The 12966-nt window shown below is 40.1% G+C and carries 14 protein-coding genes and 3 pseudogenes; 10 read left to right on the forward strand and 7 right to left on the reverse strand.

All coding sequences use genetic code 11. From position 1 onward, the window contains the following. The first annotated feature begins 275 nt into the window (after window positions 1-275). From GGR07_RS12870 to GGR07_RS12895, 6 genes and pseudogenes are all read left to right on the forward strand, one after another. The gene (locus tag GGR07_RS12870; RefSeq protein ID WP_021645362.1) at window positions 276-584 is read left to right on the forward strand and encodes a helix-turn-helix domain-containing protein; all 309 of its coding nucleotides are present in this window, start codon (window positions 276-278) and stop codon (window positions 582-584) included. Further along, window positions 565-1797, forward strand: coding sequence for a virulence-associated E family protein (locus tag GGR07_RS12875; RefSeq protein ID WP_021645361.1), 1233 nt, complete (start codon window positions 565-567; stop codon window positions 1795-1797). Before GGR07_RS12870 ends, GGR07_RS12875 begins: the two co-directional genes overlap by 20 nt. A gap of 321 nt (window positions 1798-2118) precedes the next feature. Beyond that, window positions 2119-3099, forward strand: a pseudogene (locus tag GGR07_RS12880) (toprim domain-containing protein). A 156-nt stretch (window positions 3100-3255) separates the two neighbouring features. Beyond that, window positions 3256-3639, forward strand: a complete 384-nt coding sequence (locus tag GGR07_RS12885; RefSeq protein WP_021645359.1) for a MobC family plasmid mobilization relaxosome protein — start codon at window positions 3256-3258, stop codon at window positions 3637-3639. After that, window positions 3605-4534 (forward strand): relaxase/mobilization nuclease domain-containing protein, encoded by a 930-nt coding sequence (locus GGR07_RS12890; protein WP_021645358.1) that lies wholly within the window; start codon window positions 3605-3607, stop codon window positions 4532-4534. The genes GGR07_RS12885 and GGR07_RS12890 overlap by 35 nt, the downstream gene beginning before the upstream one ends. Window positions 4535-4538: 4 nt before the next feature. Continuing rightward, window positions 4539-5267: a hypothetical protein gene (locus GGR07_RS12895; RefSeq protein ID WP_021645357.1), complete on the forward strand. Its 729-nt coding sequence runs from the start codon at window positions 4539-4541 to the stop codon at window positions 5265-5267. A gap of 41 nt (window positions 5268-5308) precedes the next feature. Here the strand turns inward: GGR07_RS12895 and GGR07_RS12900 are convergent, their stop codons facing one another. The 6 genes and pseudogenes from GGR07_RS12900 to GGR07_RS12925 form a co-directional block, all read right to left on the reverse strand. Continuing rightward, complete coding sequence (locus tag GGR07_RS12900) at window positions 5309-5641, reverse strand: helix-turn-helix domain-containing protein (protein ID WP_008997282.1); 333 nt, start codon at window positions 5639-5641, stop codon at window positions 5309-5311. A 130-nt stretch (window positions 5642-5771) separates the two neighbouring features. Continuing rightward, a pseudogene (locus GGR07_RS12905) lies at window positions 5772-6191 on the reverse strand (RteC domain-containing protein). Next, entirely contained in the window at window positions 6145-6384 is a 240-nt protein-coding gene (locus GGR07_RS12910) for a hypothetical protein (RefSeq protein ID WP_021645355.1), read from the reverse strand. Before GGR07_RS12910 ends, GGR07_RS12905 begins: the two are co-directional and overlap by 47 nt. A gap of 69 nt (window positions 6385-6453) precedes the next feature. Next, entirely contained in the window at window positions 6454-6921 is a 468-nt protein-coding gene (locus tag GGR07_RS12915) for a GyrI-like domain-containing protein (protein ID WP_021645354.1), read from the reverse strand. Window positions 6922-6927: 6 nt separating this feature from the next. After that, a complete protein-coding gene (locus GGR07_RS12920; RefSeq protein WP_034543784.1) occupies window positions 6928-8061 on the reverse strand; it encodes a GyrI-like domain-containing protein in 1134 nt (377 codons plus the stop codon). Window positions 8062-8100: 39 nt separating this feature from the next. Then, window positions 8101-8529, reverse strand: coding sequence for a DUF3788 domain-containing protein (locus tag GGR07_RS12925; RefSeq protein ID WP_021645352.1), 429 nt, complete (start codon window positions 8527-8529; stop codon window positions 8101-8103). A gap of 194 nt (window positions 8530-8723) precedes the next feature. Between GGR07_RS12925 and GGR07_RS12930 the strand changes: the two genes are divergently transcribed. The 4 genes from GGR07_RS12930 (at window position 8724) to GGR07_RS12945 (ending at window position 12283) form a co-directional block, all read left to right on the forward strand. After that, on the forward strand, window positions 8724-10106 hold the full coding sequence (locus GGR07_RS12930; protein ID WP_021645351.1) for an ATP-binding protein: 1383 nt from the start codon (window positions 8724-8726) through the stop codon (window positions 10104-10106). A gap of 757 nt (window positions 10107-10863) precedes the next feature. Next, entirely contained in the window at window positions 10864-11094 is a 231-nt protein-coding gene (locus GGR07_RS12935) for a hypothetical protein (protein ID WP_021645350.1), read from the forward strand. A gap of 26 nt (window positions 11095-11120) precedes the next feature. After that, window positions 11121-11426, forward strand: coding sequence for a helix-turn-helix domain-containing protein (locus GGR07_RS12940; protein ID WP_021645349.1), 306 nt, complete (start codon window positions 11121-11123; stop codon window positions 11424-11426). After that, window positions 11423-12283 carry a reverse transcriptase family protein gene (locus tag GGR07_RS12945; protein WP_021645348.1) on the forward strand — a complete coding sequence of 287 codons (861 nt, stop codon included), beginning with the start codon at window positions 11423-11425 and terminating at the stop codon, window positions 12281-12283. Before GGR07_RS12940 ends, GGR07_RS12945 begins: the two co-directional genes overlap by 4 nt. Window positions 12284-12724: 441 nt before the next feature. Here the strand turns inward: GGR07_RS12945 and GGR07_RS13975 are convergent. Further along, a pseudogene (locus GGR07_RS13975) lies at window positions 12725-12835 on the reverse strand (ISAon1 family transposase); the annotation flags it as partial. Between the last annotated feature and the right edge of the window lie 131 nt (window positions 12836-12966).

The following is a 12966-nucleotide window of genomic DNA, read 5'->3' on the forward strand; positions in this document are numbered from 1 at the left end:
ATGACAGGTTGTTTCTTTCTGTCCGCAAATGACCTTGCGTGTCCGAAAATGTCCACCACCGCCCCAAAAACAACATGAAAGAAACGAACCGATAACAAAAAAACTGTTTTTTCTCCACTCACTAAATAAGTAAGGTAATGAATACAAAGCCGTTTTCTATTTGCCGACATTAATTTGGTGCAGAGCGCAGCAAAGCGATTCCAAACGGCTGACGCTTTGTTTTTTACCGATTTTTCTTATTTTATTTGTGGTGCTAATTCAAAAAACAAGCACCTATGAATAATCCTTTCGAAGAAATTTTCAAACGGCTGGAGAACATCGAAAAGATGATTGCCCCGGTCATGGGCTCACAGCCCGAAGAACGGCAGGACGGAAAAGAGCCTGTGTTAGTCAAAATATCCGTTGCCAGCGGCATAACCGGGTATTCGGTCAATTACCTGTACCACTTAGCCAGCAAGGGACTGATACCGTGTGTCAAGCGTGGGCGCACCCTACGTTTCGACATGGAGGAACTAAAAAAGTGGATGCAGCAGCAGTATGTCCCGGCTTCTAACAGACTTCCCGATGAAAAAGAAAAGAAGTGATGATACAAGGCATATCGAGGGCTGGCAGTCAAAGAACGAGCGCATCGAAAGCCTGTTGAACGTCCTGTACGATTTCCGGTTCAACACCGTAAAGAGCCGGACAGAATACCGGGCTGCAAGTTCTTCGGGCTTGTACCAGCCCGTTACGAAATTTGTTCTGAACTCGTTCAGACGCAGGCTGGATGCGACCGCTGGTATTGTCACCTCTGCCGAGAACATCCGTACCATACTGGAAAGCGATTTCGCAAGAAAGGTACATCCCATACGGGAATACTTCAATGCCCTACCCTTACTGAATCCAGCCGAACACGGGCATATCGGCAGGCTCCTGAACACGGTACAGGTAACCAACCCCGGCAAATGGGAGGAATATTTCACGAAATGGCTTATCGGTGTGGTAGCCAACGCCATGAACGACACGGGATGTCAGAACCATACCTGTCTGGTATTGACAGGGGACAAGCAGGGACAGTTCAAATCGTGGTGGCTGGACAACCTTTGCCCGACACCGCTTAAGAACTACCTGTTCACCGGGAAGATAGACCCGCAGGGCAAAGACATCCTGACACTGATAGCCGAATACCTGTTCATCAACATTGACGACCAGTTAAAGGAACTCAACAAGCAGAACGAGAACGCATTGAATAACCTTATCACCACCCCGGCAGTGAAATACCGTAGACCGTATGATGTTTACATAGAGGAATACCCCCACCTCGCCAGCTTCATGGCTTCGGTGAACGGCAACGAGTTCCTGACCGACCCGACAGGCAGCAGGCGTTTTTTGCCGTTCGAGGTGCTGCACATAGACAAGCCCACGGCAGAAAGTATTCACATGAATAACGTCTATTCCGAAATCATGTACCTGTACCGTCAGGGCGTGCGCTACTGGTTCAATGATATGGAGATTAGAGAATTGCATTTGGCAAATGCAGGATTTGAGGTGCAGACGGTCGAGTTTGAAATGCTGACGCAATACTTTGAGAAGCCGACAGAGGGGGAAGAACCCCTGTTCTTTATGACAACAGCACAAATACTGGCACGTTTACGGGATATATGCGCCATGCAGCTATCAGAAAAACGGCTGGGAGAAGCGTTGCGTAAAGCCGGGTTCAAACGGGTACAGAAACGCATCAACAAACAGAATTATTCGGTATATGGGTACAGAATAAAGCCAGTCCCGGCATCCTCTACAAATGACGATTACGGATAGGCAGCCATGCAGTAATTACTGCAAAAGTATCATGCTATCATTCTAACTATTAGAAATCAATCTGTTATACAATGCGCAGTAAGCAGTAAGATAAAATCCAAAACTTTTTGGAAAACCGAAAAAAAGAAAAACAAGAAAAGAGCAAGCAGGAATATAAGGCGGTATTTCTATTTCCTTTTGAAGAAATAACTTACTTATCTTACTGCATAAAGAGCAATCCGTTGAAAGAAAAAGAACTATGTGCAGAAACATGGTCGTTTTTCTTCTTACTGACCTCTTACTTTACTACTGCAATTTATCAACATCAAAAAAATAAAGATTATGACCTACAAGGAAGCCAACAATATCAGTATCAAGGATTACCTGAGCTCTTTGGGAATCCAGCCTGTCACGGAAAAAGGACGCTACGGCATGTACCGCAGCCCCTTACGGGAGGACAACACGCCAAGTTTCAAGGTGGATTATAACGCCAACTTATGGTGTGACTACGGAACTGGCGAGGGCGGGACGCTCATCGACCTTGTGATGAAGCAGCACCAGTGCAACGCCTACGGTGCTATCTGCCTACTGGAACAGGGTGACACCGCCTCTTTTTCCTTTCACGGGAAAGACCTGCCCGAAAGGGACACGAAAAGGCAAGCAGCCAGTCCGATAGAGATACGCAGAATACAGCCGTTACAGAATTCGGCACTCATGCGCTATTTGCAGGAAAGGGGGATTTCTCCCGGAACGGCATCCCCATACGTGCAGGAAATGTATTACCGCATCGGTGGAAAGCCTTATTTTGCGCTGGCATTCAAAAATGATTCAGGAGGTTACGAACTCCGCAATCCCCGTTTCAAGGGCAGCACATCGAAAGACATCACCCATATAAGACAACAGGGAGAGCCGAGAGATACCTGTTTCGTGTTCGAGGGCTTTTGGGATTTCCTCTCGTTCCTCACTATCCGGCAACAGAAAAGCCCGGATATGCCCTGCACCGACTGGCAGGACTACGTTATCCTGAACTCCACCGCCAACACGGATAAAGCCTTATATCCGTTGGCTGATTACGGGCATATACATTGTATGCTTGACAATGACGAAGCCGGGAGGAAAGCGGTTGAAGCCATAAGGTAGGAATACAAATGGCGTGTACGGGACGCATCACACCTGTACAGCGGTCACAATGACCTGAACGACTATTTGCGTAGTATTAAAGTAAAACAATCCCAAGACTTGACAGTTACCGACAAGCCCAAGCCGGAGCAGGATAACAGACAAAATCCGGGTGAAAAAAGAAAGAGAGGGCTAAGGATGTGACCTGCAAGACTGGCGGCATGAACAGACGGCAGGCTGTGTAATTAGGGAGAGCAAGGTTATGTTTCGGTAAACCGAAACACCTTGCTTTGCCTGACAGCAAAGAAAATTTCTCCCGTTGGTCGCAATTTTTAAGATACCATTTAAATGTAAAAACCTATGACGAATATAAAGGATAAGCCGGGGGGACATCCGGCAAAGAAACGGATAGAGAAGCAGCAACGGGTAGTCAGCACGAAACTGACCGAGTTGCAGTATTACGCCATCAGGAAGCGAGCTGGGGAAGCCGGGTTGCGTGTCAGTGAGTATGTACGGCAGGCGGTTGTTTCGGCAGAGGTCATACCCCGGCTGAACAGGCAGGATGCGGACACTATCCGCAAGCTGGCGGGCGAAGCCAACAACATCAACCAGCTGGCGCACCGGGCAAATGCCGGAGGGTTCGCACTGGTGGCGGTGGAACTAGTGAAACTCAAAAACAGGATTGTTGAAATCATAAACCAGTTGTCGGATGATTGGAAAAATAAAAAAGGGAAGCGGATTTAAAGGCTGTGTAAACTACGTGCTGGGCAAGGAACAGGCTGCTTTGCTTCATGCGGAGGGAGTGTTAGCAGAAAGCAACCGGGACATCATACGCAGTTTCATACTGCAAGCCGGGATGAACCCTGACCTGAAAAAGCCTGTCGGACATATTGCGCTAAGCTATTCCCCGGTGGACGCACCCAAGCTGACAGACGGGAAAATGATACAGCTTGCGCAGGAGTACATGCGTGAAATGAAAATCACCGATACGCAGTACATCATCGTGCGCCACCAAGACCGGGAACATCCGCACGTGCATATCGTGTTCAACCGTATAGACAACAACGGCAAGACCATTTCGGACAGGAACGACATGTACCGCAACGAGCAGGTATGCAAGAAGCTGAAAGCCAAACACGGGCTTTATTTCGCTAAAGGCAAGGAGCATGTAAAGCAGCACCGTTTGAGAGAACCGGACAAATCCAAATACGAGATTTACAATACCGTAAAGGATGAAATCAGGAAATCAAGGAACTGGCAGCAGTTACAAACCAAGTTGGCAGAAAAGGGTATCGGGATTCATTTCAAGTACAGGGGACAGACTGGTGAAGTGCAGGGCATATCTTTTTCCAAAGGCGAATATACGTTCAAAGGTTCGGAGATAGACCGCAGTTTCAGTTTCTCCAAGCTGGATAAATGTTTCGGGGATGCAGGGCTGAACACTACCGGAAACAATAGACAGACGATTTCCGCACCTGTTCAGGAGCCAGCGCAGACACCGGACAAAGCCGATAGTCCGCTGCTGGCAGGCTTGAGCGGTCTGTTCTCCGTTTCATCCTCTCCGGCTGATGATACTGATGCGCCCGACAATCCCGGTGAAAGAAAAAAGAGGAAAAAGAAACGACACTTAAAATTATAGGAACATGGAAGAAAATTTAATTTTGGAGGGGCTTCTCTCTATGGTTACGGAACTGAAAGAACGGCAGGAGAAGCAGGTAACGCCAGCCAGCCGGGAGGAAACGATTAACCGACTGGACGTTATCGAACAGCGCATTTCGGATATGCAGGGCAAATCCGGCATTACTGAAAACACGGTACGGGAGATTCTAAGTCAAATCGGCAGTATCGGAAAAGGACAATCCGAAAACCAAAAACAAGACCTTGAAGATATAAAGGGGCTTATCGTGACCTCGCACCGATATTTCAAGGAACGGTTAAAGGTGTTGTTCCCGGCTGATGATACACCACCGACCGGGGAAACAACGCCCGTTTCATGGCATGGTAAATTGATATACCGGGTTACTCCCTATCTGAAACGCAACTTCTTTCTTCTTTCAGCAGGGATTATTATCTGTATCACTTCGCTAATCATAAATGTTTGTTTTACGGAACGGATGCAGCGGTTACAGGACAATGATATAAAATATCGCTATATCCTGATGAAAAGAAAAGCAGGCGGTAGCAGCCTTGATTTACTGGAAACGAAATTCAGCCGGGAACGGGATAACGCTTTCATCCGAAGCCTGACCGATTCGGTGAAAGGCTTTGAATACCGTAGCAGGAAACAGGCGGAAGCGTTGGAACGGGCAAGGCTGTTAAACAAGCAAGCCGAGCAGCTAAAGGAGGAGGCCAATAAGTTGGGCAAGCCATAAACCAAAGCAAAGCCGGAGCAGAACCGCCCCGGCTTTTTAATTCACTTCTTTTTCTTCGTGCAGTGTTCTTTCTCGAACTGGCGCAAGGTGGTAACACTGAACCGCTCCTTGATGAACTCCCGGACATCGGAAGCCTTATAATATACTTTTCCGCTGATTGTGAAGTATGGCAGCGCACCGATAGCCCGGTAACGTTGCAGGGTCTTGATACTCACTTTGAACAACAGGCACAAGTCCTGATTATCCAGCAGGTTGTCATCTTCAGGCAGCACCTTATCGGCATTGCGCAGTACCCGTACATCCTTGCAGAGTTCTTCCAGTTTGGCGTACAGCTTCTGCATCCATACGCTGAAATCGTCATTGTCTATATACATGATTGCTTCATTTTTCTGATTATACATTATTGTCTGTCAATCTATTGATGAAGCAAAGTTCAGAAAACGGGCGCAAAGAAATTACGGGGGAACTAATGGAATCCCCTATAAATAAATCATAAGTCACTGATTATCTATACCCTTTCTTGTCATGTTCCTTTTTGATAAGTTCTGCCAGTCCATTAAGAAATCCGGTCAGTTTGCCCGGCTTTCGTTTTATCACGTCCTCATGTTTTTAGTAACAGTCGCCTATCCTGATATTGAACAGCCATTCAAAGGCTTTCGCCAAGTCCACCAAATAAGCAGGTTTACCATTCTGATATATAATGTTTCTGGAAAGGAACAGACCACTAACAATTTCCATGATGTTAACAAGGGCTGTTTTGTCAGCGAGATAGAGAGGGGAAAGTGTTTGTTTGTCAATCCGTTGTTTGAATTGTTCCGGGTACTTGATGCGCCATTCGATAAGACGGATTTCGGTATTCAAAAGTCCTATCGCTTCATCAATTAGGTGCAGATAGGGCATTTTTTTCTTGCTCAAACCGTACACGGTATGATTTAAGACGATGTAAACCAAAAGAAAAATAGCGGAGCAAAACGCTGTAATCCTGTTCGTTGATACCAAAATTGGCTACATGCATAGCCAATTCCTCAATTGCTTCCGTAAACTCGGATGCAGAAACTTTGCGCTGCGAGCATTCCGACAATAGCCGGAAAAATCTCTGTTCTAATAAATTTTTCATATCAGAATATTAAAGCCGCCTAATAAACGGCTTTAGATGAATGTTTAACAATAGATTTTTATAAGATGCCTACAAAACTGGAATTTCAATCTTAGTAACCAGTTCTTCTTCTGAAGTCCCCGGCTTACTATAATAATATTCTATCGATGCTCCTGAAGATTTATAACCTTTAGCCGCAATCCATTCCTGCATTTCACGATACAAAGAAGTTAATTCAGTATAATTCCCCTTATGTAAGCAAGATGCTATTTTTCTGCCCGGAATGGTAATCGCTCTTATGTTCCCCTTTCCAGACAAGACTTTAGCTGATTTAAATCCAATAACCATGTGAATATCTTCTGACATGGATTCAAAATTAAGATATTCCACAAAAGGAACATCTGCCATTACAGCATTTTGCTCTTTAAACAACGTTTCTATTTCCATAAAGCTTCTGCCTATAGTCATAGCAATTTTTTTTACTGTAGTACGTGTTTCCACTACTAATGCATACGTTTCAGATTGTTGAAACAGTGCGATTTCTGAAATCTTTCCCATACTATATTATTTTATATCAGTGAATGTTTTTTTCTTTACGACAGGTATATATATGTCAGTTATCAATTCCGGTACATCTGTATCACATGGAGAATTTATATACACCTCAAAACTAAATGAGTTTTGGGGATAGTACTGGCTATCAGGAAACCATTCTTCATAAATTATCCTATATAAATCACATAAGAAATCATAACTACCTATATGCCTAAATATAGCATATTGTCCATTAGGGATTTGTATAGTATTCAATTTGGCATCCGGTATATCATTCATAATTATACCTAAATAGAAACGACATTTATCTTCCGGTGTTATTGCCGGATTATCCAAACTTAAACTGACAAAGTTCGTGTGTTTTTTGTCTATCCTATTGAACCTTGCATAATACAACAGTTTATCCCATACCATCTTATATTGAAACTTATTTTCGTATGCTTTCTCCACTTCCAAACAAGAAACAAACATTTTATTAATCATTATTATTCTAGGAGTTAGCGATGTATGTTCATTTTGTTTTCGAGGTGTGAATCTTTCTTTGAATAAAGATGTTGAAACTCCAAAATGCTTCTTGAATGCTTTTGCAATACTGTATTTGCTTTGATAACCTACCAATTCCGCTATACGGGATAATGTATATTCGGTTGATGTCAATAAGTGTGCAGCATATTCCAGTCTAAGTCGTTGTATGTAATTTCCGATATTTTCACCGACAATAAATTTGAATACCCTTCTAAAATGATATTCTGACATTCCGCACTTTTGGCACAATGTAATTATATCAAAATCTTCGAACAGATGATTGCTGATATAATTAACTGTACTTTGAATAGCTTGGTTATGAACATTCTTCGTATCTTGTTTTTGTTTCCATCGATTGAGTGTCGGCAGTCTTTTTTCCAATATCAGTTTCAATTCTTCGGGAGAATAAACTGTATGGGCATACATATTGTATTTATTTATGTATCTAAGCCAAATATCAATCATTTCGTGCATCGACACGTCTACTGTATATTTCCCGTCTTTCAGACAGTAGTAACAGAACGTATCGCTCTTAGAACCATCCAAATTAGTTCCCAGCCATTCTTCCATATCAAAACAAAGTGGCATACCGCAACTTTGACAATATCTTTTGCTCATTTTAAATTCAAAAGTATGATAATAAAGGAAGATACTTCTTTAAGATAATAATTTTCTGTTTGGTAGCCTTTTGATTTCTAAAAGGCGTTCTATATCACTAAACAACTCGGTATTTCTCAACTCAAACATAATCCACTTACCGTCATGATAAACAGTTGCTTCATCATACAATGTCTGTACTTCTTTTGAGAATAGTTCTCGTTGCATTTCAAATTTATCACGTTCTCCTTTACCTAATATAACCATAAAGCCAAAGGAATTTTCTTTAGCATATAAAGCACAGAGAGTTTTTCCACCTCTTCGATACTTATATTCATATTTCCATTTTCTCCCACCATTGTTCCACAATCGTTCCATTTCATACTTATGCTCAATTAAAAGACAGAGAGCATTCCATATTTGATAAAGCCCTTTTCCTATCAAAGACTCTATCGCTTCCGGAGTCGGTATTTGAAAGTCTTTTTCCATGATGAATTGTAATACCTTGATTGATAAGGCAAAATAGCTTGTTTTTTATTTGTTCCGTTATCCAATATAGCTAATTTTGTAAAAGGCAAATTATAAATATAACCCAATGATACGATTGAAGACAAATAAAATAAAACTTAATGGGGGTTATACAGAACAAATGACTAACTTTGTACTCTAATTATTTGAGATTCATGCTGAATACAGAAAATATACAATCACTCATTGATAGCGGAGAGGACTACAATGTAGAATTTAAAGTTCGTGTCCCTTCAAAGGTTCGTGAACTGACAGAGGAAATATGTGCTTTCGCCAATGCAGACGGAGGATATTTGCTTGTTGGAGTAGATGATAACGGACAAGTGGTAGATACTAACCTAGAAAACGATAAGCGTTCTGCCATTCAAGGTTCTATCAGTGAAATATCTCCTACACTCCACTGTGAATTGTATTCGGTAAATATTGGAGATAAAACTATTTGGGTGATTGATGTTCCGTCCGGCAAGGACAAACCTTATATATTTTCCGGTTCTATCTATGTGCGTGAGGGAGCGAACTCGCAGAAACTTCGCACAGCCGAAGAAATGCGCAGCTTCTTTCAGGAATGTAATAAAATCTTTTTTGACCATATACCCTGCCATTGGTTCAATATCTACACGGATGCAGACGAACAGATGATTAAGGATTTCCGAACAGAAGCCAAATTTAGTCCATCCACACCCGACAAACAAATATTTGAGAACTTGGAACTGTTTACCGAGAATGGAACGGCAAAGAACGGTGCAGCGATGTTCTTCGGAAAACAACCTGAACGAAAGTTTCCACACGTTGTTACAAGATGTGTTCTTTTCAAGGGAACGAATAAAGTCTATATTATAGATGACAAAACTTTCGGAGGTTCATTGTACCAACAGTATTTACAGGCTATGTCTTGGCTGAAAAGCAAACTGCAAGTAGCTTATAAAATAGAGGGAACAGGACCAAGAGAGGAAATTTGGGAAATCCCTCTGACCGTATTTAAAGAAGCTATTATAAACGCCCTGTCGCACCGTGATTACTACGAACAAGGCGCAAGCATTATGATAGAAATGTTTGAAGACCGGGTAGAGATTTCCAATCCCGGAGGACTTTTACCTGTTGTAGCTAAAGACTTTGGACACAAAAGCATGACACGTAATCCGCTAATATTCGGATTATTTACCCGTATGCACTTGGTAGAAAGAGTTGCGTCCGGTATTCCTCGTATGCAGGAAGCCATGAGAAAAGCAAATCTGCCCGAACCGGAATTTCATACGGAGGGGATGTTTACAGCAGTGTTTAAACGTCAAACTGCTAACTCTGCCAACCATGACATAGTAAATGGCATAGTAAATGACACAGTAAATGAGAATGAACAAGCCATTATCAATTTATTGGCGGCAACTCCCGGCTCAAATGCGTCTGAAATCAGTAAACATTTAAATAAGAGTTTGAGAACAACAATGCGATATATCAAGACTTTACAAGATAAAGACTTAATAGAGTTTAGAGGTGCACCGAAAAACGGAGGATATTTTCTAAAAATAAAGCAGAAATAAAGCTTTATCTTTCATTCAAAACACAAATGGGTGCTGAAAGGGCAAAGTTATGAGTATTGTATTCCAAGAAGCATAACCCTAAACCAAAGATACACAGATTGTGGTAATCATTTTTCAAGAACGTATGACTTCTCTTATAAAAAAACGGAATAGAAAAACGATGTTTTATTAATCAGTTATACAATCCACTTAAAAAGTTCAATCATAATCTATTTCTATAAAATGGTGTAGGTATGGATAAAATGTTATGAACTGTTTTTAAAAGAAAAGTAGTTGATACAGAAGACCATTTCGATAACTCCAATAAATACAAATATAATAAATTTGTTACGAAACATTAAAGTATAAATTTTTAGCAGTTATATTAACTATTAGTTAAAATAAAACAGTATATTTGTACCATCGTTCTTTGAAATATGTCTGAAACAACCTGAATAACCAATGCTTGAAGTGTATTAAGTTACACAACCGAAAGGTTTGATTGGGGACTACATACGTTCTGTGGCGTAACGTCATAGCGCATACGCTCATGATGCATTACCATAGGATAAGTATTACTTTATCTATTATAAGGCTTTATACCTTTTATAGATAATCATACCAATTCCTTTTATAGGAATATAGTCTAACAATAATTGCTGTATTTTTCTACGGCAGGAATACGAGGAGATAACAAGTGAGCAACGAATATGGTTATTACAGGATTATTTAATACGGCAGGAGATATTTCCTTAGTATTAACTAAAAAGAAGATTTTATGAAAAAGAAATTCTTTAAAAAAGACATTGATAGTCTTATTCAAGGAGTAAGTACTATCCTTTCAAAAAACCGTTGTTCACTGACAGATGAAGAGATTGCTCTTTTACAAGATTGCATGAAGCAATTAAAATTGCAAAAGAAACAACCTCAAATAGATTGGGATGTTGTACTAAAAATTATTGCAATGCTATGCCGCTTATTTATTATCTTTAAAGATGTTCAATTCTAATCTGTCCCCCTCTCATTTTCATAAACATGGATATAGGAAAAGTCATAAAAGAAGCAAGAAAGAGTAAAGGATTAAAACAACAATCCTTTGCTGAAATGTGTGGGATAACTCAAACGTATTTATCTCAAATAGAGAATAATGTGAAAGAGCCGACAATTTCCTTGTTAAAAAGAATCGCAGAAAAGCTACACTTACCATTACCTATTTTGTATTTTCTATCTTTAGAAAAGGATGATATAGAGGAAAGAAAACGAGATGCCTATGAACTTTTAATGCCTTCAATAAAATCTCTTGTAAATCAATTCTTTTCAGACAACTTAAAAGACAAATGATACATAGTCTTAACCATTTAGCACATACTCTTAAGATTGCAAAAGATGAACTTTTATCTCTTGTAAATAACGATAATATATCAAAGTATTATCAAGAGTATGAAATACTCAAATTTCATAGTGATGGGCGGCCTAAAATAGATAAAAATGGCAGACAAAAAAGGCGTATCATAAATCCAAGTACATTAAAGCTCAAAGAAATTCAAAAGAGGATAAACAAATCCATTTTGAATAAGATGTCTGTTCCTAAATATATCTTTGGAGGAGCAAAAGGAAAAGACAATGTGCTTAATGCAAAACAACATCAGGGCAAGAAGTTCAAATTTATAACAGATTTAACTAATTTCTTTCCAAGCATTACTAATAAAATGGTATATGATATGTTTATAGCATATCATTTTTCTCCAGATGTAGCAAGTTTGCTAACTAAACTGACGACCTACAAGGGGCATGTTCCGCAAGGTGCTCCTACATCTACTTACATAGCAAACTTAGTTTTCACAAAAACGGGAAATGAATTAGCACAATTAGCAAAGGAATACAATATAACATTCACGTCATTTGTTGATGATTTAACATTTTCATCTTGCTGTGATTTTCATTTCTTAGTACCTACAATAATTGATATTATAACGAGAAATGGCTTTATTATTAGCCATCAAAAAACATTTTACCAAAGTCATTGCCCATCAATTACAGGTGTTATTTGTTATAATAATAGGTTAAGTGTACCTATCTATTTTATGAAAGAGTTGAAAGACGCACAATCTTTATCTCCGAAACAATATCAAGGGAAGATTAGATATAAAGAAAAAGTGGATAGAATATCTGCTGCAAAAGCAAAGAACTTGTTATAATAAAGTAACAACAAAAGAATAGACATCAATAGAAAAACATGGCATAAAGTTTTAATGAAATGGAAATGTAAAATCGTGCCACTTGTTTTAACAACCATACTGGCAAACATAAAAATATAAGGCTAATAAGAACGATGTAAATCTAAAAATAACTCTTATCTTTGCACTCAGAAATCGTACCCAAGATACAAACTGATGTCGAACGGTGCAAAGCTGTGAAAACCTTATTCAAGGGACTAACATCGTAATAAAGATATAACTTATTGAGAAATAGTGCTATACAAACCGATTTTCGGTTGCTGGTGGCACCACTTTGAAGAAAAGCAAAACGATGTAAACTCCTGATTTCTAAACGAAGTCGGGAGCTTTTGTTTTTCCAGCTTACGCAAAATATAGCAAAATATTACGGGTCAGTCCGAAAACCCTGTGGCTATTTTAAATCTACACTGTTAGTTTGCATAATCTAAAAATAAAGAATGGTATATCTCCGACTCCCCTAAACTGTGCTCTGAACACTTTAATTTTTGCATTGAATGATTCTGCAAATGCATTTCCCTGTTAACAGTTTAGTATTGTTTCATAATAGTTCGTAAGCCTCCGGTAAAGTACGTATTGCAAAATACAAAAAATTAGTCCCGACTGGGCACGATTCGTTCAGATTCGCCTCCGAGTCGGGACTAATA

The sequence above is a fragment of the Bacteroides pyogenes genome, assembly GCF_014196225.1.
Classification (GTDB): domain Bacteria; phylum Bacteroidota; class Bacteroidia; order Bacteroidales; family Bacteroidaceae; genus Bacteroides; species Bacteroides pyogenes_A.